Genomic DNA, 22,048 nt, shown 5'->3' with positions numbered 1-22,048 from the left:
GAGATAGGAATCGAAGTGATCGATTCCTGTCTTACATTTATCCGAATGTATTATGAGAAGAAACAATGAAGATTGCTAAGGAGGAATCACATATGTCCGATATTTATAAACAAGCTGGTGTTGATATTGAAGCAGGCTATGAGGCAGTATCAAGAATGAAAAAGCATGTCCAAAAAACATTGCGTTCCGGTGTTATGGGTGGTCTCGGTGGCTTCGGGGGAATGTTTGATTTAAGCGAATTAAATTATAAAAAGCCAGTTTTAGTTTCCGGTACAGATGGAGTGGGAACGAAGCTGAAATTAGCTTTTATGGCAGATAAGCATGATACGATTGGTATCGATGCGGTTGCAATGTGTGTGAATGATATTCTTGCACAAGGTGCAGAACCATTATTTTTCTTAGATTATTTGGCATTAGGTAAAGCAAAGCCAGAAAAGATCGAACAAATCGTTAAAGGAATTGCCGATGGTTGTGAAGAATCAGGCTGTGCACTTGTTGGCGGTGAAACAGCAGAAATGCCGGGATTGTATGAAGAAGATGAATATGATGTGGCAGGTTTTTCAGTTGGTGTCGTTGAAAAGGATGAAATTGTAACAGGTGAAGACATTCAAGCTGGACATGCACTGATTGGTCTCCCATCAAGCGGTATTCATAGCAATGGATTTTCACTTGTTCGTAAAATTCTTCTAGAGGATGAAAAGCTAGATCTTCAAACAATATATCCTCCATTTACACAAACACTTGGTGAGGTACTATTAACACCAACAAGGCTATATGTAAAGCCTGTACTTGATGTAATTAAAAATTACAAGGTAGACGGAATGGCTCATATTACCGGTGGCGGCTTTATCGAAAATATTCCAAGAATGCTTCCTGAAGGAACTGGGGTAGAAATTGATTTAGGATCATGGGAAATCCCAACGATATTTGATTTCCTAAAGGAAAAGGGAAATTTAAGCAGTATGGATATGTACAATGTGTTTAATATGGGAATCGGATTTGTTCTTGCTGTTAAAGAAGAGCTTGTACAGGATGTAATGAGGCAGCTTGAGGCAAACGGAGAAAAGTCATATGTTATAGGGCGAGTTACAGAAGGAGCAGGTGTATCGTTTAACGAAGGAGTGCTCCGATGAAAAGGATAGCAGTTTTTGCATCAGGGAATGGCAGTAATTTTCAAGCGATTGTTGAACGGATTAATACAGGTGAAATCAAAGCAGAAATTGGTCTTGTTGTTTGTGACAAGCCTCAAGCTGGTGTAATTAATCGAGCAAAAGATGCACAAATTCCTGTTTTTAGCTTTAATCCAAAAGATTATGATACAAAAGCACAGTTCGAGGCAGAAATCCTAGCTGAGCTACAAAAACGAGAAATTGATTTAGTTATATTAGCGGGGTATATGAGATTAATCGGTCAAACCTTATTATCGGCATATGGAGGGAAAATCGTTAATATTCATCCTTCTCTTTTACCAGCTTTTCCGGGAATCGATGCGGTTGGCCAGGCTCTTAGCGCAGGTGTCAAAGTAACCGGGGTAACGGTTCATTACGTTGATGCAGGAATGGATACAGGTCCAATTATCGCGCAAAAGGCAATTGAAATTGCTGAAGATGATACAAACGAAACGTTAGCAGAAAAGGTTCATCAGGTTGAGCATGTCTTATATCCAGAAGTAATCCAGAAATTAGTTTCAAAATAAAGTATAGAGGTGACAGAAATGGCAATTAAACGTGCGCTTGTTAGTGTTTCAAATAAGGAAAATCTTGTTCCATTTGTTAAAGAATTAATCGATTTAGGTGTTGAAGTCATTTCAACAGGTGGAACGAAATCATTATTGGAGGAAAATGGGTTAAAGGTAATTGGTATTTCAGAAGTAACAGGTTTTCCGGAAATTATGGATGGTCGTGTAAAAACACTTCACCCTAATATTCATGGCGGCTTGCTTGCTGTTCGAAACAATCCTAGTCATATGAATCAATTAAAGGAAAATAACATTGAGACAATTGATTTAGTAGTTGTTAATCTATATCCTTTCAAAGAAACGATTTCAAAGCCAGATGTTAAGTTCCAGGATGCGATTGAAAACATTGATATCGGTGGACCATCAATGCTTCGTTCAGCTGCGAAAAATCATGAGGATGTAACAGTTCTTGTTGACCCACAGGATTATCAGGCAGTATTAGAAGAACTAAAAGCGACTGGTGAAGTATCACTTCCACAAAAGCAACGTTTAGCTGCAAAGGTATTTAGACATACAGCAGCTTATGATGCGCTAATTGCTGAATTTCTAACAAACACAATTGGTGAAGAGGATCCAGAATCTGTTACATTTACATTTGAAAAGAAACAAGCGCTTCGTTATGGAGAAAATCCACATCAAAAGGCTACATTCTACCAAAAACCGTTCGTACCAGTTGCATCGATCGCAAATGCAGAGCAGCTCCACGGAAAAGAGCTTTCTTTCAATAATATTAAAGACGCAGATGCTGCATTGCAAATTGTCCGTGAGTTTACAGAGCCAGCTGCAGTAGCAGTTAAGCATATGAACCCATGTGGTGTTGGCGTAGGTGTTTCTACTCTTGAAGCATTTACTCGATGCTATGAAGCTGACCCAACATCAATTTTTGGCGGAATCGTTGCATTGAATCGTGAAGTGGACGAAGCAACAGCGCAAAAACTACATGAAATTTTCTTAGAAATTGTCATTGCACCATCATTTAGTAAAGAAGCTTTAGACGTATTAACAAGCAAGAAAAACTTGCGCTTATTAACAATTGATGTTGCAGCAGCCTCTAAGCCGGAAAAACAATTACAATCTGTACGTGGCGGTTTACTTGTTCAGGATGAGGATGCTCTTTCTTTAGATGATGTTGAAGTAACAATTCCAACGAAGCGTGAGCCATCTGAAGAAGAATGGAAAGATTTAAAGCTTGCTTGGAAGGTTGTAAAGCATGTCAAATCTAACGCGATCGTTCTTGCAAAGGATGAAATGACGGTTGGTGTTGGTGCTGGGCAAATGAACCGTGTAGGATCGGCTAAAATTGCGATTGAGCAAGCGGGGGAAAAAGCAAAGGGTAGTGCACTTGGTTCTGATGCGTTCTTCCCAATGCCTGATACAGTAGAGGAAGCAGCAAAGGCTGGAATTACGGCAATTATTCAACCAGGCGGCTCAATCCGTGACGAGGATTCCATTCGTGTCGCAGATGAGTATGGAATTGCAATGGTATTTACTGGAGTACGTCATTTTAAACATTAATCCATTTTTTAAAGAGGGGAGCATATCCCCTTATCTTTTGAAATCTAGCTGAAGAAAACTAAATTTAATGAATGAGGTGTTTAAATGAAAGTACTAATTATTGGTCAAGGTGGACGGGAGCATGCTCTAGTTTGGAAGGCTGCCCAAAGCAAATTAGTAACAAAGGTTTTTGTTGCTCCAGGTAACGACGGAATGCAGGAGCTTGCAACATTAGTGCCGATTAGTGAAACAGATAATCAAGGATTGTTGGATTTTGCTAAGAAGGAAGCGATCGACTTCACATTTGTCGGTCCTGAGGTACCATTATTAAATGGAATCGTCAATGATTTCCAAGCTGCTGGGTTAAAGATTTTTGGACCAACAAAGGAAGCTGCCCTTATTGAAGGAAGCAAAAACTTTGCTAAAGAGCTGATGTTTAAATATAATATTCCGACTGCTGATTACCAAACCTTTACAGATGTTGAACAGGCAAAAGCATATATTGAAGAAAAAGGTGCACCGATTGTTATTAAAGCGGATGGACTAGCTGCAGGAAAAGGTGTAACGGTTGCTGAAACACTTGATGTGGCATTAAATAGTGTTACAGATATGCTTGAGGGTGGGAAATTTGGTGATGCTTCACGCTCTGTCGTTGTTGAGGAGTTTTTAGCTGGGGAAGAATTTTCACTAATGGCCTTTGTAAACGGCGAAAAGGTGTACCCAATGGTCATTGCTCAAGATCATAAACGTGCTTATGACAATGATGAAGGTCCAAATACTGGAGGAATGGGAGCTTATTCACCTGTTCCGCAAATCTCTGAGCAAGTTGTCGAACAAGCAGTTGAAACAATCCTAAAGCCTGCTGCTAAAGCACTTGTTAGTGAAGGGCGCTCGTTTACAGGAATTTTATATGCTGGTTTAATTTTAACGACAGATGGACCGAAAGTCATTGAGTTTAATGCTCGCTTTGGTGATCCTGAAACACAAGTAGTACTGCCAAGATTAGAGTCAGACTTAATCGAAGCACTGCTAGCAATTCTTGAAGATAAGCGGGTTGAACTGAAATGGTCAGAAAAGGCTGTATTAGGGGTAGTTCTTGCATCAAAAGGGTATCCAAATGATTATGAAAAGGGTCAGCCAATTGGAACACTTCAAGCAGAACAAACCGATGCAGTGATTTTCCATGCAGGTACAAAATGGCAGGACGAGCAGTATGTAAATAATGGTGGACGAGTACTCGTTGTTTCAGGGTATGGTGATTCAATCCAGGATGCACAAAAGCAAGCATATGAGCTTGTAGAAAAGGTTGCCTCACCAGCGTTATTTTACCGTAACGATATTGGAAATAAGGCAATTAAACACGTCGTTTCTTAATATAAACAAACAGTAAAGCAACAATACCGCCAATAAGAGCTATTAAAAGAAATGACATATCTGTTAAATATTCAATAAACATTTTAGATACCTCCATTTAATGAAAGGGGCTGGCTTAACGCCAGTCCCTTTTAAGATTGTTCATAGACGATTTTATCTTCATCCTCTTCATAATCAAAATCGTCATCATCATCAAAATGTTCATCGTCATACCCATTAAAGAACGAAAAATTGCTTCGTTCAAAAAGGTAAGTAATTGGACAGAAGCGTAAAATACCTTCACCGACCTTCATTGCAGCAAGTGCCATTACAATGATATATGAATCTCTCCAAGGTCTTTTACAATATTTAGACGTTGACCAAGCTAGCATCGTTAACCCACATGTAATCCGAATAAGCGCGTTCACAATTCCAATATTCGGTCTCATCATTCTCACCTTCCTGAATTTGTCATGAAAATGCAATAAAACGTTAATGCATCCATAAAATTCCTATGGTAACATAGTAGTAAAATTTGTAATGAAAATGGAGGGTTTTTTATGCCCGAGAGAACATATCAATGGAAATTGAGTCAGATTCGAAAACATATTGATGTTATTTCCAACAAACTTGCTCCAAAAACGGTGTTAAAAAATGCAACAATTCTCCATTCTTATCTTCGCCAATGGATAAAGGGTAATATCTGGATTGCAGATGACCGCATTGTTTATATCGGCGATCAATTACCAGAACAAATGAACCAAACTGAAATGATTGATTGTGCGAACAAAATTGTTGTACCAGGCTATATAGAACCTCACGCACATCCATTTCAATTATATAATCCCCTGTCACTTGCGAAGTATGTATCGAAAACAGGAACGACAACATTTGTAGGTGATAACCTTTTTTTCCTTTTGCAATACGATAAAAAGAAAGCGCTTACGTTTTTAGGTGACGTCGGAAAATTACCATATCACTATTATTGGTGGTCAAGATTTGATCTACAAACAGAAGTTCATGGAGAGGAGCGAATATTTTCACATGACTTTTTAAAGCAATGGCTCGCACATCCATCTGTAATCCAAGGAGGGGAATTAACGAGCTGGCCAAAACTGCTTGATGGTGATGATTGGATTTTATACTGGTTAAGAGAAACGAAACGACGTGGGAAAAAAATTGAAGGTCATTTACCAGGTGCTTCACAATCAACCTTATTGAAGATGAAGCTATTTGGAGTTGATAGTGATCATGAATCAATGAATGGAAAAGATGTAATGAATCGATTGAAAATGGGGTATACTGCAGCATTAAGACACTCTTCCATTCGTCCTGATTTGCCAAAATTGTTACAAGAGGTACAGAATGAAGGACTAACGACCTATGATCATGTATACTTTACAACGGACGGAGCGACACCAACCTTTTATAAGGATGGCATGATGAACCAATGTATTGATATAGCATTACAAGCAAATGTTCCTGCAATCGATGCATATCATATGGCAACATTTAATATTGCAAAATATTATCAGCTTGATGATCAAATTGGGGTTATTGCTCCAGGAAGAATGGCTACACTAAATATATTAGAAAGTATCGACAATCCAGCACCATCCTCAGTTATGGCAAAGGGTGAATGGTTAGTGAAGGATGGGGTACAACAAGAAGTAAATGATAATATTAACTGGGGAAAATATGGTCTTCAGCCAATGAAGTTTAATTGGGAATTAACGATGGATGACTTGCAATTTTCAATGCCAGTTGGAATGAAAATGAAAAATTCCGTTATTATGGAGCCTTATTCATTAGCAATAGATAGTTCTGTGAACCAACTATCGACTGAGCATGATGAAAGCTTTTTAGCTCTGATTGACCGAAATGGAGAATGGCGGATTAATACAGTATTAAAAGGATTTTCTAAAAAAATTCAGGGCTTTGCGAGTTCCTATTCTACAACTGGGGATATAATATTAATGGGAAAAAGCAAGGATGATATGCTAGCTGCGTTTAAACGTATGAAGGAAATTGGTGGAGGCATTGTCGTTTATGAGAGGGAAAAGGTAATTTTTGAATTAGCATTGCAGTTAAATGGTAGTGCATCTAATGAAGAGTTAGAGATGATTATCTCTAAACAGACGGATTTTTTTGAGAAATTAAAAGAAAGAGGCTATCTTTTTGATGATCCGATTTATTCATTGTTATTTTTCTCATCAACACATTTACCTTATATAAGGATAACACCAAGAGGTATTTTTGATGTCATGAAAAAAACGGTACTCTTTCCATCAATAATGCGTTAAAATATAAAAGTGAAAATGAGAAGGTTGTGTTAGTTTGCGGAGGATCTGCAGCTTATTAATCATAGTGCCCATGTTTCTATTTATAAGCGCTTGCAATACAGAAGAAGAGCAAAACAACTTCACTCAAAATGAAAATGAACAAGAGACATCTGCACATGTCGAAGAAAAATCAATCTATCCACTAACAGGACTTAAGACAGTGGACGGAGATGTAAATCGCCGACCTGTTACAGTCATGATTAACAACCATCCTAAAGCACGACCTCAGTCAGGGCTGCACAAGGCAGATATTGTTTATGAGGCATTAGCTGAAGGGAATATTACAAGGTTTTTGGCTGTTTTTCAAAGTGATATACCTGATATTATAGGACCTGTACGTAGTGCAAGGGAGTATTTTATTGACTTAAGCAAAGGCTTTGATGCTCTTTACATTCACCATGGATGGAGTCCATCAGCTAAGGAGAAGCTTGAGTCAGGTGAGGCAGATTATTTAAATGGATTGTCTTATGATGGTACACTATTTTGGAGAGCAGACAACCGTAAAGCTCCACATAATTCCTATATTTCCTATAAAAATATTTTAAAAGGTGCTAAAGAATTGAATTACAGCTCAGATTCTGAAGTAGAACCATATCAATTTTTATCAGAAGAGGAAATGGAATTATTAAAAGGTGAACATGTAAATAAGTTTGTTATAGAATATGACAAGTTGGAAACATGGCAGGCAACATATGAGTATAATCAAACTAACAATAGCTATAGTAGATATAGTGATGACGAAATGACCTACGATATGGAAAGTGGCGAACCTATTACAATAAGTAATGTTTTTGTTGTTGAAATGGAGCATGACTATATTGATAATTATGGTAGAAGAAGCATTGATGTTCAGTCAGGTGGTAAAGCAATTCTCCTGCAAGGAGGCATTATGCAGGAGGTAGAATGGGAAAACCGAGAAGGCCGTATTGTTCCGGTGAAAGATGGGGAAGTTATTAAATTTGTACCCGGGAAAACATGGATAAATATTGTTCCAAGTTTAGAAAAGTCCTTCTTTATTGAATAAAAAAGTAATTAACATTAGCGGCTGGAATGAGCTTCATTTCGATTAGGGGGACCTTAGCCCCCTACGTATTACTAATAAGGCAAAAGGCAAAAGGAGAATGGATATATGCAAATTGAAAAGCTACGAGGAAGAGAGCTTGATCAGCTTTTTGAATCGATTTTATCATTAAGAGATTTAGAGGAATGCTATCGTTTTTTTGATGATTTATGTACTGTAAATGAAATTCAATCATTAGCTCAAAGGCTAGAGGTAGCTAGAATGCTAAGAGAAGGGAATACATATCACAAAATAGAAACAGAAACAGGTGCTAGCACGGCAACGATTTCTCGAGTAAAACGCTGTTTAAACTATGGGAATGATGCCTATCAAATGGCACTTGAGCGTGTACACAATAAAAAGGAAGAAACAGAATAAGAGCGGGGCAGTCTTAATGACTGCTCCTTTTTTATGAGAAACAAGTAAAAGGTGCTTATTTCCATAAATAATCAATAGTTTCTTCTTTACTATGTCTCTTGCTCAGCAGAACGTCTTCTTTTCCCTTGCGTCCTGTGCTCGTCGGGCGGACCAAGGTGCATTTCGCTTTTCAAAATATGGATCCTTCTTATAGTTTTTTGCTAGTATGTAATTTGCTATAATAGTGAAATGGATGTTTTGAATGGAGGATTCTATACATGTATGATATTAACGAGTGGAAGCATGTGTTTAAACTCGATCCTGATAAAGAAATAAGTGATGAAGATTTAGAAAGAATATGTGAATCTGGAACAGACGGAATTATTATCGGAGGCAGCGATAATGTGACAGAGGATAATGTGTTAAATTTAATGTCTAGAGTCCGTCGGTATCTAATTCCATGTATATTAGAGGTTTCAACAGCGGATTCCATTATTCCGGGATTTGATTTGTATTTTATTCCAACTGTATTAAATAGTAGAAGAACAAAATGGATGATAGAATTGCATCATGAAGCTGTAAAAGAATATGGAGAGATTATGAATTGGGATGATATTCTTGTTGAGGGTTATTGTATCGTAAATCCTGATTGCAAGGCAGCAAAATTGTCAGAAGCAAATACAAATCTTTCAACTGACGATGTCATCGCCTATGCTCGTGTAGCAGAAAAAATGTATAACCTCCCAATCTTCTATTTGGAGTACAGTGGCATGCTTGGAGATATCGCCTTAGTAGAGGAATGCAAACGAGTATTAACAAATACAAGGTTATTTTATGGAGGAGGAATTAGCTCCCCTGAAGAAGCGAAGCAATTTGCAAAGCATGCAGATGTTGTCGTTGTTGGAAATGCTATTTATACTAACCTTGAAGCAGCTTTACAAACTGTAGCTGCTGTTAAAGAGTAAAGACTTTTAAGAAGACGAAACGCTATAAAAGGGGTTTCGTTTTATGTTGTAGATAAAGGTTTAAAAATTTAAGTGAATTTGTTAAAATTAGAACATATGTTCCTAGAAGGACGGTGAAGACGTTGCAATTTTTATCAAATCAACTCCTTACTGGTTTGAATGACAAGCAACAGGAAGCAGTAAAAACAACTGATGGACCATTGTTGATTATGGCTGGAGCCGGAAGTGGAAAAACGCGTGTGTTAACACATAGAATTGCTTACTTAATGGTAGAAAAGCAAATTGCACCATGGAATATTTTGGCGATTACGTTCACAAATAAGGCAGCGCGTGAAATGAAAGAAAGAATTCAGCATATATTAGGGCCTGGTGCAGATGATATATGGATTTCTACGTTTCACTCAATGTGTGTAAGAATTTTGCGTCGAGATAGTGACAGAATGGGAATAAATCGTAACTTTTCGATTCTTGATACGACAGATCAATTGTCGGTCATAAAAACCGTTTTAAAGGAAAAGAATCTCGATCCTAAAAAGTATGATCCAAGAAGCATTTTAGGAACGATAAGCAGCGCGAAAAATGAATTGCTTACGCCAGATGAGTTTGATAAAACGGCAAGCAGTCATTATGAACAAGTTGTAAGTGATGTTTACAAGGAGTACCAACGAAAGCTGCGAAAAAATCAATCACTCGATTTTGATGATTTAATCATGACAACAATTCAATTGTTCCAACGGGTGCCTGAAGTGTTAGAAACTTATCAACGAAAGTTCCAATATATTCATGTAGATGAGTACCAAGATACGAATAGGGCTCAATATATGTTAGTTAAGTTTCTGGCAGCACGTTTCCAAAACCTCTGTGTCGTAGGGGACTCCGATCAATCCATTTATCGTTGGCGTGGAGCAGATATTGCAAATATTCTTTCCTTTGAAAAAGATTACCCTCAAGCGAAAGTCATCTTACTTGAACAAAATTATCGTTCAACAAAATTAATTCTCGAAGCAGCGAATGAAGTTATAAAGCATAATTCAAATCGAAAGCCGAAAAAATTATGGACGGAAAACCTAGAAGGCTCTAAAATTACCTACTATCGTGCTGATAGTGAAGCAGCGGAAGGACAGTTTGTAGCAGGGAAGATTAAACAGCTCGTAGACTCTGGTCAGAGAAAATTTTCCGATATCGCTATTCTCTATCGTACAAACGCACAATCGCGGATTATTGAGGAAGTTTTACTCAAATCAAATATTAACTATACAATCGTTGGCGGAATTAAGTTCTATGATAGAAAAGAAATTAAAGATTTACTTGCATATTTACGACTAATCGCAAATCCTGATGATGATATTAGTTTATTAAGGGTCATTAATGTACCGAAACGAGGCGTCGGTTCTACTTCAGTAGATAAAATCGCAAACTATGCAATAGCCAATGATTTATCAATTTTTCAAGCGTTAGAAGAAATTGAACAGGTTGGTGTTAGTGCAAGAGTAGTCAATGCATTAGTAGAATTCCGCGAATTAATTCGAAACCTAGGTAATATGCAGGATTATTTATCGGTAACAGAGCTTGCAGAAGAAATTATCGAAAAATCAGGTTATCGGGAAATGCTAAAGCAAGAAAAAACTTTGGAAGCACAAAGTAGACTTGAAAATATTGATGAGTTTTTATCTGTTACACAGACATTTGAAAAGCAAAGTGAAGATAAAAGCTTAGTTGCCTTCTTAACAGATTTGGCTCTCGTATCAGATATTGATAAGCTTGAGGAAGATGAGCAGCAACAAAATGATGCGATTGTCTTAATGACCCTTCATTCTGCTAAGGGATTAGAGTTTCCAGTTGTCTTTTTAATCGGCCTTGAGGAAGGTGTTTTCCCACATAGCCGTTCGTTAATGGAAGAGGACGAAATGGAAGAGGAACGTCGATTAATGTATGTTGGGGTCACGCGAGCGGAACAAGAGCTATACATCACAAATGCTCAAATGCGGACATTATTCGGTCGGACTAGTATGAATCCTGAATCACGGTTTATAAAGGAAATACCGAGTGAATTAATTGAAAATCTAAATGAAGAGATAAAGAAAAAGCAGGCGTCAACAGCGACATCAAGCTTTGCAGCAGCACGCCGTCAGGATAAACGTCCACCTGTTATGAGACCAATTGCAGCCTCAACAGGAGGAGATCAGCTTTCATGGTCTGTTGGCGACAAAGCAGAGCATAAAAAATGGGGAATAGGTACAGTTGTCAGTGTCAAAGGCTCTGGTGAAGGAACAGAATTGGATATCGCGTTTCCGAGCCCAGTAGGCATTAAACGTCTACTTGCAAAATTTGCACCAATTAATCGTATATAAGTAAAGAAATGTTCTAGAAAGGATTGAACATCTGAATGGACAAACAATCAGCGCTCAAACAGGTTCAAGAATTACATGAATTGCTAAACACCTATAACTATGAATATCATGTTCTTGATAAACCGAGTGTTCCCGATTCTGAGTATGACAGATTAATGCAGGAATTAATCAAGCTAGAGGAGCAATTCCCTGAGTTGAAAACCCCTGATTCACCAACACAACGGGTCGGTGGTGTTACGTTAGAGGCCTTTCAAAAGGTTGAACATAGAACGCCAATGCTCAGTCTCGGCAATGCATTTAATGAAACAGATTTACGTGATTTTGACCGTCGGGTAAGACAGGCAGTTGGGGACGATGTTCAATATGTTGTTGAGTTAAAAATTGACGGTTTAGCAGTTTCATTACGATATGAAAATGGTTTGTTTGTACAAGGTGCAACAAGAGGGGACGGGACGACAGGAGAAGACATTACGGAAAACCTGAAAACCATTCGCTCAATTCCTTTAAGGCTAAAGAGAGAGTTGTCATTTGAGGTTCGTGGTGAGGCGTTTATGCCAAGAAAATCCTTTGAACGATTGAATGAGCTTCGACTTGAGCAAGAGGAAGAACCATTTGCAAATCCGAGAAATGCAGCTGCTGGCTCAATCAGACAGCTTGACCCGAAAATAGCAGCGAAACGAAACCTCGACATCTTTGTGTATAGCATCGCTGATTTAGGTGGTATCGGTGTCCAGAGGCATAGTGAAGCATTGGATTTGCTTGAAGAACTAGGGTTTAAAACAAATAAAGAGCGTAGAAAATGTGACAGCATTGAGGAAGTCTTAACAGCGATCAATGAAATTCAGGAAAAAAGGTCGACGTTAACGTATGATATTGATGGTATCGTAATAAAGGTCGATTCGTTAGCACAACAGGAGGAGCTTGGATTTACAGCAAAAAGTCCGCGTTGGGCAATTGCCTATAAGTTCCCTGCTGAAGAAGTGATGACAAAATTACTTGATATTGAATTAAGCGTTGGGAGAACAGGTGTTATTACACCAACAGCGATCTTGGAGCCAGTTCGGGTTGCTGGGACAACGGTCCAACGAGCTTCTCTTCATAATGAAGATTTGATTAGAGAAAAGGATATCAAAATCGGTGATACTGTTGTTGTAAAAAAAGCAGGTGATATCATTCCTGAGGTTGTTAACGTCTTAGTTGACCTGCGAACTGGTGAAGAGAAGGAATTCTCGATGCCAACACATTGCCCTGCCTGTGAAAGTGAGCTTGTTCGTATTGAAGGTGAGGTTGCTTTACGTTGTATTAACCCACAATGCCCAGCTCAAATTAAAGAAGGTCTCATCCACTTCGTTTCAAGAAATGCAATGAATATTGATGGTCTTGGAGAACGGGTCGTAGAGCAATTATTTGTTGAAGGATTAATCAAGGATGTTGCTGACCTATATCGATTAACAAGAGATGAGCTTATCAAGCTTGAACGTATGGGTGAAAAGTCAACAGATAACCTATTACAAGCAATCGAACAGTCAAAGGGAAATTCCCTTGAAAGACTTTTGTTTGGGCTAGGTATTCGTCATGTTGGAGCAAAGGCGGCGAAAACTTTAGCACAGCAGTTTGAAACAATTGAGAATCTTCAGAAGGCATCAAGGGAAGAGTTAATCGCGATTAATGAAATTGGCGATAAAATGGCTGATGCAGTTGTTACCTATTTTGAAAACCCAGATGTCCAGCATTTAATTGCAGAGCTAAAAAGCTTAGGAGTCAATACTGAATATAAAGGTCCAAAGCTGATAAAGGCTGAGGATAGTGATTCGTATTTGGCGGGAAAAACAGTTGTTCTAACAGGAAAGCTAGAACAGTTAACGCGAAATGAAGCAAAAGAGGGTATTGAAGCACTAGGCGGGAAAGTGACCGGAAGTGTTAGCAAAAGCACAGATTTAGTTGTAGCAGGAGAAGCTGCAGGAAGCAAGCTGAAGAAAGCTCAAGAGCTAAGCATAGAAGTATGGGATGAAGCACGACTTTATGAAGAATTAAATAAATAAGAGGTGTAAGTCACTTGAAAAAGAAACTAGGGTTGGTGCTTGCAAGCTTTATTTTATTAACAGCATGTGCACCAAATTTTGGAGACCAGGAAGAACAAATCGTTCAGGAAACGGAAGATGACTCAAAGGAACAGGCGATTATACCAAAGTATAATATTTCTGATTCCTATTATAAAACAATACTAAATACAGATAAAAAAGCTGGTGAATCAAGCTATAAGCCCGGAGCAGCGAGAGGTCATGTGGCAGAGGGAGTTAGCACGCGGTTAGATATTGATGAATTTGAGACAGGACTCATGAGGGTTGCACAAGATACGTTCTCTCCTGATACGTACTTATTTCAAGAGGGACAATATTTAACTAGTGAAGTGATTTCGAGCTGGTTGAAACGTAAACTAGATGGACAGGAATTAAAGGATGCTCAAGCAGCAGCAGCCAAAAAGGATAAAAATACAACAGGTAATGATGAAAAGTACGTTGAAGTGGGATTGAACCCGGCTTTACCTGAAAATATTAATCTTGTAGAGGCGAATGAAAAAAACCCTATTTATCTAAAACAAATTCTGGAACATAATTACTTAATACGAAATGAAGATAATTCAGTTCAACTTGGCGGTGTAGTTATCGGATTGGCGATGAATTCTATTCATTATTATAAGCAAGAAGATGGTTATGAAAAGTATATAGACATTAATAGGGAAACGTTGTTGCAAAAAGGAAAGGAAATGGCTGATACGATACTTAAACGTATAAGAAGCACGAAAGGCTTAGAGAATGTGCCAGTTGTATTCGCGATTTATGAGCTAGAGGATAAATCCTCTCTCGTACCAGGAAATTATATTGCTAAATCGGTAGTAAAGGAAGGCAATAACAGTCTAGGAGGCTGGGACACGGTTGATGAGGATTACGTTTTATTCCCATCTGATGAGGGAACAGAGAAATACCGTGATGATGCTCAAAGATTTAATTCCTTTAAAACAGATGTTGAGGAATTCTTTCCAAATTACACAGGTGTAATTGGCAAGGCGTTTTATAAAAATGGAGAAATGAACTATCTAGATATTGAAATTCCGATGCAGTTTTATAGTAAGGGGGAGGTCATTGCGTTTACTCAGTTTATCACTGGGAAAGTAATGGAATCATTCCCTGACTATATCTCACTTGAAGTCAATATTACGTCGAACAATGGCCAGGAAGCGCTCATCATAAAAGAACCGAAACAAGAGGAGCCGACGGTTCATATTTACAAATAATGTTTTAAGCAAGCTAAATACTTATTGTATTTAGCTTGCTTTTTTATGTTTAGGCATAAAATCCTAATCCGTCCTGCCAGAGGTACCAGTTGGGAAAAGTGTATCATTTCTAGTAACTTGCTAGCATACGAATGAAGCATGAGCGTTCCTCCTTACTAAGGATCCTATGCTGAAATAATGTATCGTTCTGTTCTTAAGTGAAAGGAAGGCAGTTTTTGAGGTTAGATTTAAATTTCTATTACACAAGGAGGAGATAAAACATGGTGATTCCTTATAAACACGAGCCTTTTACCGATTTTTCGGTGCCCCATCATAAACGTGCATTTAAGGAAGGGATAGAAAAGGTTGAATCTTATTTAAACCTGGAGTATCCGCTTATTATAGGTGGAAGGAAAATATCGACGACAGAAACGATCATTTCGACTAATCCTGCAAATAAGGAGGAAGTGATTGGCACTGTTGCAAAGGCGACAAAGGAACATGCAGAAAAAGCGATGCAAGCTGCAGAAGAGGCGTTTCAGTCATGGAGAAAGTCAAAGCCAGAAATGCGAGCGGATCTTTTATTTCGAGCAGCAGCAATTGTCCGGCGTCGGAAGCATGAGTTTTCAGCACTGCTTGTGAAGGAAGCAGGAAAGCCGTGGAAGGAAGCAGATGCTGATACTGCTGAGGCTATTGATTTTATGGAGTACTATGGCAGGCAAATGCTGTTGTTAAAGGATGGAATGCCTGTTGAAAGTCGGTCAATTGAAGTAAATCACTATCACTACATTCCTTTAGGTGTAGGCATTATTATATCGCCGTGGAACTTTGCCTTTGCGATTATGGCTGGGATGACGTCCGCAGCGATTGTAACGGGCAACACCGTCTTATTAAAGCCTGCAAGTGCTACTCCAGTTATTGCGGCAAAGTTTTTAGAGGTGCTGGAGGAAGCAGGCTTGCCACCAGGTGTTGTCAACTATGTTCCTGGTAGTGGAGCAGAGGTTGGCGATTATTTAGTTGACCATCCAAAAACGAGATTTATTAGCTTTACAGGCTCGAGAGATGTTGGGGTAAGAATTTATGAACGGGCAGCAAAGGTACATGATGGGCAAATATGGTTAAAACGTGTAATTGCAGAAATGGGTGGGAAGGATACGATTATTGTCGACTCGACTGCAGATTTAGAATTGGCAGCCCAATCAATTGTTGCCTCTTCATTTGGCTTTTCAGGTCAAAAATGCTCAGCATGCTCCCGCGCAGTTATTTTAAAGGATGTTTATGAGCAGGTGTTAGAGAGAGTAATCGCTTTAACTAGACAGCTTTCCGTTGGTGAGGCGACTGATTCTTCAGTCTTTATGGGACCTGTAATCGATCAGGCTGCCTTCGATAAAATTAACGAATATATTGAAATCGGCAAACAGGAAGGGAAATTAGTTGCTGGGGGAAATGCTGATAGCTCGAGGGGATTTTTTATTGAACCAACCATTTTTGCCGATGTAGCAGAGGATGCACGGATTATGAAGGAAGAAATTTTTGGCCCGGTTGTTGCGTTTTGTAAAGCAAATGATTTTCAGCATGCCATTGCTATTGCTAATAATACGGAATATGGTCTCACAGGGGCTGTATTAACAAATAATCGTGAGCATATTGAAATAGCGAAGGAAGACTTTCATGTTGGCAATCTTTATATTAATCGTGGATGCACAGGGGCGATTGTTGGCTATCAACCATTTGGCGGCTTCAACATGTCTGGTACAGATTCAAAGGCAGGTGGCCCTGATTATTTGCTTCTCCATATGCAAGCGAAGACGATTTCGGAGCAATTTTAAATAATAAAACAAGCCAATCCCTGTACAGGAAATAGGGGTTGGCTTTTCATTATGCCGCGTCTTATCCTTGCCAATAAACACGATCATCCTGCTCGTTCACTTCATCAGGAATTTTCGCTATGCTAGCATTAACAGAAATCTGCTCAACATCATTTGCATCATTTGAAGCTGCTTGTTTTATTTCCTGATGATTGTGCCCTTTTTCGTTAGATAGTGCTTGGAGCAATTGCCTTGTTAGCTCACTGCGTTTTTTATACTCTTCTAAAAACGCAGTAATTGCGATAAGGAAGCCCCCACCGATTAAGCATGTAAAGTAAGGCTGAAATGTACTAATCATTTGGAGCATCATAAATTGGATTGAGCCACCATATAAAGCTTGTTCAGCTTGTACAGATTTTATCGCGATTGAAATATGATTAATAAGTCCTATAATGCCAGCAGCGATTAATAATCCGCCGAAGCCATATAAAAATTTTTTCACATACGTCACTCCTGAAAACGTTCTATTTTTTCGATCTTAACATGTTTAAGAAAAATCTACTAGAAGTTTGAATGATAAAGAAAAAAACAGATCATTCTCTAAATTTCTCCCATGTTCTTAAATCAAATTGAAACTTAATTTTATAAGTTTCAATGAATAGATATAATCTATTTGAACATATAAGAGAAAAAAGATACGTTTTTGTGTATGTTTATTCATTTCACGGTACGTGATTAATTATGTCTATTTGATGAACTTGTCAGATTGTGTTACGGTTATTAAGGACTTTCTTCACCGGTCAATCTATGAGTCTATGTTTTTTATCATCATGAAATTGCATAAGCTTGCATAAGGTTTTGTTAACAACTTTTTAAGGGGGTGATTAAATGGAACTAACAGTAGCAACATGGTGCTGGCTACTCATACCGATGCCATTGTTGATTGTATTATCTGTCATCACATATTTTACGGAAAAAAGGAGTGGTTAAACAAAAATGGATATTAATTATGCCCAGCTTACAGCGATTATCGTCTACTTAATTGGAATGGGCGCGATAGGTGTAGTTGCGACAAAACTGACAAGTAATTTAAATGATTATGTGCTAGGTGGAAGACGACTAAGTGCTGGAGTTGCTGCCTTAAGTGCAGGAGCATCAGATATGAGCGGCTGGCTCATGCTAGGTTTACCAGGTGCTATGTATGTAAGTGGTATGGGAGGAATATGGATTGCGATTGGCTTATCAATAGGTGCGTATTTAAATTGGCAATTTGTTGCGAAGCGGTTTAGAGTTTACACGGAGTTAGCCAATGATGCGATTACGATTCCAGACTATTTTGAAAATCGATTCCATGACAAATCAAAGCTTTTACGAGTCGTTTCAGCAATTGTCATTCTAGTATTCTTCACTTTTTACACATCATCAAGTCTTGTAGGTGGGGCCATTCTTTTAGAAAGCTCATTTAATATGGATTATCGGCTTGCCTTATGGGTTGGGTGTGCGGTTATTTTATCCTATACGTTGTTTGGCGGATTTTTAGCTGCCAGCTGGACTGACTTTGTGCAAGGAATTCTTATGCTATTAGCTCTAATTATTATACCGATCGTTGTTATTTATGAACTAGGCGGTTGGGGAGAAATGTTACAAAAAATTGGAAATATTGATCCATCTTATCTGAATGTCAATAATGGTGCAACCTTTATAGGCGTAGTATCACTACTTGCGTGGGGTCTTGGCTATTTTGGTCAGCCACATATTATTGTTCGCTTTATGGGGATAAAATCGACAAAGGAAATCCCAAAAGCACGCTTAATCGGGATGACATGGATGATTATTTCACTATTTGGAGCTATTTTTATCGGATTTACCGGTATCGCCTATTTTGCAGATGCTCCGCTTAAAAACTCTGAAACTGTGTTTATCATGATCTCTCAAGTATTGTTTAATCCATGGGTTTCAGGATTTTTATTAGCCGCGATTCTTGCTGCGATTATGAGTACAGTTGATTCACAATTAATTGTTGCTTCAAGTGCGTTGGCACAGGATTTCTATAAGCAGCTATTTAAACGAAATGCGACGCAAAAGGAAGAAATGATTGTTGGCAGAATCGCCTGTCTTGCCATTGCGATTATTGCGATCTTCTTAGGGTATGATCGAGATAGTAAGGTTTTAGAATTAGTAAGCTATGCTTGGGCAGGCTTTGGGGCAGCGTTCGGTCCTCTAATTGTCATCAGCTTATTCTGGAAACGAATGACGAGAAATGGTGCGTTAGCTGGAATGATTGTCGGTGCTGTAACAGTTATCGTATGGTCTAATCTTAAAGGCGGAATTTTTGACTTATACGAGCTAGCACCAGGCTTTATCTTTTCCTGTCTTGCCATTGTCATCGTTAGCTTAATTGAAAAGGGTCCTTCAGAAGAAGTGCAAAAGGAATTTGAGAGCTACAAAGAAGAACTAAGAAAATCATAGGAACACAAAAATGCTTGGGTTATACATGATATAACCCAAGCATTATTTGATATGGTAAGAGTTAGTTTTCCTTAAGCAAACTCAATTTAAAGACACCAACATTTCCGGATTCATATAAATTTGTTACAGAGGTTGAGTACTCTTGAATCGTTCCGGTGAATTTTTCATCCTTTTCAGGAAGTTCCACAAGAAATTTCCCTTCGTATAATAATGTCGTTACATCGTGGTAATCCTCGCTTTTTACTTCGAAGGTAAAGCTTATGATATCACCATTTTTTGATGTACTTTCTTTAAACTCATTCACTAAAAAAAGCCGATCATTTAACATAACCTTTGTTTCCAAAAGATCAAATCCTTTCATTATTAAAAGCCTCATCCTGCTATTTAGATTATATCCATTTTCATTGATTTCTTCGCTTTTCATGCTCTAGAAATAAGAAAATGAAGCGCCTAGGCAAAAATCAGGATGTGAACATAGGATAATATCATCTAAAAACATAAGGGGTGTACGCTATGAGTGATCCATTGAACATGATGAATGATTTTTTTCGAAGCCGTCCAAAGCGAACACTATTAGATTCAATCGATGATATGTTTAAACAGCAATCTCCAAGCTTTTTAGTAAATATAAATGAAACGGATGAGCAATATATGGTAATCGCTGAGCTGCCGGGGGTACCAAAGAATGATATTCATGTAGAAATGCGCGGCAATGACCTTATCATTAACGTAACGGAACAGAAGCAACCACCGCGAAATCTTGGCGGTGTTAGAAGGGTACACATACCAGAGCATGTCTTAAAAAAGCAAATGAAGGCAGTTTATCGGAATGGACTTTTAGAAATTAGCTTTAGAAAAAGAAGACCTACTAGAATTGAAATCGAATAGACATGACCGCTAGTTTAGGAGCTGGCGGTTTTGCTCTGTTTTCTGTATAATTTTTATTTTTGAAAAGAGTTAACAAAGGAGTTTTCGCTTTTCTTACTTCGTGTTGATTAAATAGCCTTATTTTTGGTATCATCAGAGTATTGTGAACGTACGATTTTGTGGAGGTGAAAGTCATGTCAAGAATTACGACAGAGCAAGTAAAGCACGTAGCAAACCTAGCACGTTTGGCTATAACAGAAGAAGAAGCTGAGGTTATGACAAATCAGCTAGACGCGATTATTACATTTGCTGAGCTCCTTAACGAGGTTGACACAGAAAATGTAAAGCCGACATCACATGTATTAGATATGAAAAATGTTATGAGAGAAGATATACCGAAAAAAGGCTTGGATAATGAAGAGGTTGTAAAAAATGCTCCAGACCATATCGATGGATATATTCGTGTACCATCAATTTTAGAATAGAGGAGGGACAAGCATGGCACTCTTTGATCAGAAAATATCTGAATTAAAAGATTTATTACATAAAAAAGAAGTATCTGTTTCTGACTTGGTTGATGAGTCGTATAAGCGGATTCATGAAGTAGACGAAAAAGTGGGAGCGTTTTTGACCCTTAATGAAGAAAAAGCACGTGCATATGCTAAGGAATTAGATGAAGCATTAGGTAGTCGTGACGAATTTGGATTATTATTCGGAATGCCGATTGGTGTAAAGGATAATATCGTAACAAAAGGTTTGCGAACAACATGTGCAAGTAAAATTCTTGAAAACTTCGATCCAATCTATGATGCAACAGTCGTTCAACGTCTGCAGCAAGCAGAGGCAGTTACGATCGGGAAACTTAATATGGACGAGTTTGCGATGGGTTCTTCAAATGAAAACTCTGGCTTCAAGCTTACAAAAAATCCATGGGACTTAGAAAGAGTACCTGGTGGATCAAGCGGTGGTTCAGCTGCAGCAGTTGCTGCAGGTGAGGTACCATTCTCATTAGGATCAGATACAGGTGGCTCGATTCGTCAGCCAGCATCGTTTTGTGGTGTAGTAGGATTAAAGCCTACATATGGTCGTGTGTCACGTTTTGGTTTAGTTGCATTCGCATCCTCATTAGACCAAATTGGACCGATAACACGTAATGTTGAAGATAACGCATTCCTTTTACAAGCTATTTCTGGTGTTGATGAAATGGATTCAACCTCTGCTAATGTAGAAGTGCCAGATTTCCTTTCAGCTTTAACAGGTGATGTAAAAGGCTTGAAGATTGCTGTACCGAAGGAATATTTAGGTGAAGGTGTAGCAGAAGAAGTAAAGCAATCTGTTTTAGACGCGCTAAAGGTTCTTGAAGGTCTTGGAGCTACATGGGAAGAGGTTTCCCTACCACACTCTAAATATGCTCTTGCTACTTATTATCTACTGTCATCATCTGAAGCATCTGCTAACCTTTCCCGTTTTGACGGTGTACGTTATGGCTATCGAACAGATAATGCAGAAAACTTACTAGATTTATATATGCAAAGCCGTGCAGAGGGTTTTGGTAATGAAGTAAAGCGCCGGATTATGCTCGGAACATTTGCGTTAAGCTCTGGCTATTATGATGCTTACTATAAGAAGGCACAGAAGGTTCGTACATTAATTAAAAAAGACTTTGAAGATGTTTTTGAAAATTATGATGTCATTATCGGACCAACAACACCAACGTCAGCATTTAAAATTGGGGAAAATATCAAAGACCCATTAACAATGTATGCAAATGATATTTTGACAATCCCAGTAAACCTTGCAGGTGTCCCGGGAATATCTGTCCCATGTGGCCAATCAAACGGGCTGCCATTAGGATTGCAAATTATCGGAAAGCATTTTGACGAAAGTACGATTTACCGCGTTGCACATGCATTTGAGCAAGCAACAGACCATCATAAAGCAAAACCTGAATTGTAAGGGGTGAGAAAAAC

At 38.4% G+C, this 22,048-nt stretch carries 20 protein-coding genes; 16 read left to right on the top strand and 4 right to left on the bottom strand.

Annotation, left to right across the window (positions count from 1 at the left end; all coding sequences use genetic code 11):
- The first annotated feature begins 92 nt into the window (after positions 1-92).
- The 4 genes from purM (at position 93) to purD (ending at position 4,606) form a co-directional block, all read left to right on the top strand.
- Positions 93-1,133, top strand: a complete 1,041-nt coding sequence (gene purM / locus ACTJJ9_RS14490; protein WP_145581947.1) for a phosphoribosylformylglycinamidine cyclo-ligase — start codon at positions 93-95, stop codon at positions 1,131-1,133.
- Entirely contained in the window at positions 1,130-1,696 is a 567-nt protein-coding gene (gene purN, locus ACTJJ9_RS14485) for a phosphoribosylglycinamide formyltransferase (protein WP_145581949.1), read from the top strand. Before purM ends, purN begins: the two co-directional genes overlap by 4 nt.
- Before the next feature lie 18 nt (positions 1,697-1,714).
- Positions 1,715-3,253 (top strand): bifunctional phosphoribosylaminoimidazolecarboxamide formyltransferase/IMP cyclohydrolase, encoded by a 1,539-nt coding sequence (gene purH / locus ACTJJ9_RS14480; protein WP_095303131.1) that lies wholly within the window; start codon positions 1,715-1,717, stop codon positions 3,251-3,253.
- Between the two features lie 84 nt (positions 3,254-3,337).
- A complete protein-coding gene (purD, locus tag ACTJJ9_RS14475; RefSeq protein WP_145581951.1) occupies positions 3,338-4,606 on the top strand; it encodes a phosphoribosylamine--glycine ligase in 1,269 nt (422 codons plus the stop codon).
- Here purD and ACTJJ9_RS14470 read toward each other — a convergent pair.
- Together ACTJJ9_RS14470 and ACTJJ9_RS14465 are read right to left on the bottom strand one after the other, a co-directional pair.
- Positions 4,587-4,688, bottom strand: a complete 102-nt coding sequence (locus ACTJJ9_RS14470) for an EYxxD motif small membrane protein (RefSeq protein ID WP_440768699.1) — start codon at positions 4,686-4,688, stop codon at positions 4,587-4,589. The two genes, purD and ACTJJ9_RS14470, sit on opposite strands and share 20 nt — an antisense overlap.
- A gap of 49 nt (positions 4,689-4,737) precedes the next feature.
- Positions 4,738-5,034, bottom strand: coding sequence for a YgaP family membrane protein (locus tag ACTJJ9_RS14465; RefSeq protein ID WP_145582029.1), 297 nt, complete (start codon positions 5,032-5,034; stop codon positions 4,738-4,740).
- A 111-nt stretch (positions 5,035-5,145) separates the two neighbouring features.
- Between ACTJJ9_RS14465 and ACTJJ9_RS14460 the strand changes: the two genes are divergently transcribed.
- The 8 genes from ACTJJ9_RS14460 to pruA all read left to right on the top strand — a co-directional run bounded on the left by ACTJJ9_RS14460 (position 5,146) and on the right by pruA (position 16,763).
- Positions 5,146-6,888 (top strand): adenine deaminase C-terminal domain-containing protein, encoded by a 1,743-nt coding sequence (locus tag ACTJJ9_RS14460; protein WP_145581953.1) that lies wholly within the window; start codon positions 5,146-5,148, stop codon positions 6,886-6,888.
- A gap of 70 nt (positions 6,889-6,958) precedes the next feature.
- Positions 6,959-7,951 (top strand): DUF3048 domain-containing protein, encoded by a 993-nt coding sequence (locus ACTJJ9_RS14455; RefSeq protein WP_145582032.1) that lies wholly within the window; start codon positions 6,959-6,961, stop codon positions 7,949-7,951.
- A gap of 105 nt (positions 7,952-8,056) precedes the next feature.
- Entirely contained in the window at positions 8,057-8,365 is a 309-nt protein-coding gene (locus tag ACTJJ9_RS14450) for a YerC/YecD family TrpR-related protein (RefSeq protein ID WP_095303127.1), read from the top strand.
- A 257-nt stretch (positions 8,366-8,622) separates the two neighbouring features.
- Entirely contained in the window at positions 8,623-9,309 is a 687-nt protein-coding gene (locus tag ACTJJ9_RS14445) for a heptaprenylglyceryl phosphate synthase (RefSeq protein ID WP_440768698.1), read from the top strand.
- A 122-nt stretch (positions 9,310-9,431) separates the two neighbouring features.
- Positions 9,432-11,660: a DNA helicase PcrA gene (gene pcrA / locus ACTJJ9_RS14440; protein WP_145581956.1), complete on the top strand. Its 2,229-nt coding sequence runs from the start codon at positions 9,432-9,434 to the stop codon at positions 11,658-11,660.
- A 35-nt stretch (positions 11,661-11,695) separates the two neighbouring features.
- Complete coding sequence (ligA, locus tag ACTJJ9_RS14435; RefSeq protein WP_145581958.1) at positions 11,696-13,702, top strand: NAD-dependent DNA ligase LigA; 2,007 nt, start codon at positions 11,696-11,698, stop codon at positions 13,700-13,702.
- 14 nt (positions 13,703-13,716) lie between these two features.
- On the top strand, positions 13,717-14,955 hold the full coding sequence (locus ACTJJ9_RS14430) for a CamS family sex pheromone protein (RefSeq protein ID WP_145581960.1): 1,239 nt from the start codon (positions 13,717-13,719) through the stop codon (positions 14,953-14,955).
- Positions 14,956-15,215: 260 nt separating this feature from the next.
- Positions 15,216-16,763 carry an L-glutamate gamma-semialdehyde dehydrogenase gene (gene pruA, locus ACTJJ9_RS14425; protein ID WP_145581962.1) on the top strand — a complete coding sequence of 516 codons (1,548 nt, stop codon included), beginning with the start codon at positions 15,216-15,218 and terminating at the stop codon, positions 16,761-16,763.
- A 61-nt stretch (positions 16,764-16,824) separates the two neighbouring features.
- On the opposite strand, the gene ACTJJ9_RS14420 is transcribed toward pruA, so the two are convergent.
- A complete protein-coding gene (locus tag ACTJJ9_RS14420) occupies positions 16,825-17,244 on the bottom strand; it encodes a hypothetical protein (RefSeq protein WP_145581963.1) in 420 nt (139 codons plus the stop codon).
- Positions 17,245-17,738: 494 nt separating this feature from the next.
- Between ACTJJ9_RS14420 and putP the strand changes: the two genes are divergently transcribed.
- Positions 17,739-19,211 (top strand): sodium/proline symporter PutP, encoded by a 1,473-nt coding sequence (gene putP, locus ACTJJ9_RS14415; protein WP_145581965.1) that lies wholly within the window; start codon positions 17,739-17,741, stop codon positions 19,209-19,211.
- Between the two features lie 61 nt (positions 19,212-19,272).
- On the opposite strand, the gene ACTJJ9_RS14410 is transcribed toward putP, so the two are convergent.
- A complete protein-coding gene (locus ACTJJ9_RS14410) occupies positions 19,273-19,572 on the bottom strand; it encodes a DUF3219 family protein (protein ID WP_249922093.1) in 300 nt (99 codons plus the stop codon).
- A gap of 152 nt (positions 19,573-19,724) precedes the next feature.
- Between ACTJJ9_RS14410 and ACTJJ9_RS14405 the strand changes: the two genes are divergently transcribed.
- The 3 genes from ACTJJ9_RS14405 (at position 19,725) to gatA (ending at position 22,034) form a co-directional block, all read left to right on the top strand.
- Positions 19,725-20,099: an Hsp20/alpha crystallin family protein gene (locus tag ACTJJ9_RS14405; RefSeq protein WP_145581967.1), complete on the top strand. Its 375-nt coding sequence runs from the start codon at positions 19,725-19,727 to the stop codon at positions 20,097-20,099.
- A 173-nt stretch (positions 20,100-20,272) separates the two neighbouring features.
- Complete coding sequence (gene gatC, locus ACTJJ9_RS14400) at positions 20,273-20,563, top strand: Asp-tRNA(Asn)/Glu-tRNA(Gln) amidotransferase subunit GatC (protein ID WP_145581969.1); 291 nt, start codon at positions 20,273-20,275, stop codon at positions 20,561-20,563.
- Positions 20,564-20,576: 13 nt separating this feature from the next.
- Positions 20,577-22,034 (top strand): Asp-tRNA(Asn)/Glu-tRNA(Gln) amidotransferase subunit GatA, encoded by a 1,458-nt coding sequence (gatA, locus tag ACTJJ9_RS14395; RefSeq protein ID WP_145581971.1) that lies wholly within the window; start codon positions 20,577-20,579, stop codon positions 22,032-22,034.
- Positions 22,035-22,048: the final 14 nt, after the last annotated feature.

Source organism: Metabacillus sp. 22489 (assembly GCF_052044855.1).
Lineage (GTDB): Bacteria > Bacillota > Bacilli > Bacillales > Bacillaceae > Metabacillus > Metabacillus niabensis.
This window is presented reverse-complemented; position numbering and strand designations above follow the sequence as displayed.

Bases quoted from the DNA above. Each gene is read 5' to 3' on its own strand.
- purM (WP_145581947.1), top strand. From the start codon at position 93: ATGTCCGATATTTATAAACAAGCTGGTGTTGATATTGAAGCAGGCTAT.
- purN (WP_145581949.1), top strand. From the start codon at position 1,130: ATGAAAAGGATAGCAGTTTTTGCATCAGGGAATGGCAGTAATTTTCAA.
- purH (WP_095303131.1), top strand. From the start codon at position 1,715: ATGGCAATTAAACGTGCGCTTGTTAGTGTTTCAAATAAGGAAAATCTT.
- purD (WP_145581951.1), top strand. From the start codon at position 3,338: ATGAAAGTACTAATTATTGGTCAAGGTGGACGGGAGCATGCTCTAGTT.
- ACTJJ9_RS14470 (WP_440768699.1), bottom strand. From the start codon at position 4,688: ATGTTTATTGAATATTTAACAGATATGTCATTTCTTTTAATAGCTCTT.
- ACTJJ9_RS14465 (WP_145582029.1), bottom strand. From the start codon at position 5,034: ATGAGACCGAATATTGGAATTGTGAACGCGCTTATTCGGATTACATGT.
- ACTJJ9_RS14460 (WP_145581953.1), top strand. From the start codon at position 5,146: ATGCCCGAGAGAACATATCAATGGAAATTGAGTCAGATTCGAAAACAT.
- ACTJJ9_RS14455 (WP_145582032.1), top strand. From the start codon at position 6,959: ATGTTTCTATTTATAAGCGCTTGCAATACAGAAGAAGAGCAAAACAAC.
- ACTJJ9_RS14450 (WP_095303127.1), top strand. From the start codon at position 8,057: ATGCAAATTGAAAAGCTACGAGGAAGAGAGCTTGATCAGCTTTTTGAA.
- ACTJJ9_RS14445 (WP_440768698.1), top strand. From the start codon at position 8,623: ATGTATGATATTAACGAGTGGAAGCATGTGTTTAAACTCGATCCTGAT.
- ligA (WP_145581958.1), top strand. From the start codon at position 11,696: ATGGACAAACAATCAGCGCTCAAACAGGTTCAAGAATTACATGAATTG.
- pruA (WP_145581962.1), top strand. From the start codon at position 15,216: ATGGTGATTCCTTATAAACACGAGCCTTTTACCGATTTTTCGGTGCCC.
- putP (WP_145581965.1), top strand. From the start codon at position 17,739: ATGGATATTAATTATGCCCAGCTTACAGCGATTATCGTCTACTTAATT.
- ACTJJ9_RS14410 (WP_249922093.1), bottom strand. From the start codon at position 19,572: ATGAAAGGATTTGATCTTTTGGAAACAAAGGTTATGTTAAATGATCGG.
- ACTJJ9_RS14405 (WP_145581967.1), top strand. From the start codon at position 19,725: ATGAGTGATCCATTGAACATGATGAATGATTTTTTTCGAAGCCGTCCA.
- gatC (WP_145581969.1), top strand. From the start codon at position 20,273: ATGTCAAGAATTACGACAGAGCAAGTAAAGCACGTAGCAAACCTAGCA.
- gatA (WP_145581971.1), top strand. From the start codon at position 20,577: ATGGCACTCTTTGATCAGAAAATATCTGAATTAAAAGATTTATTACAT.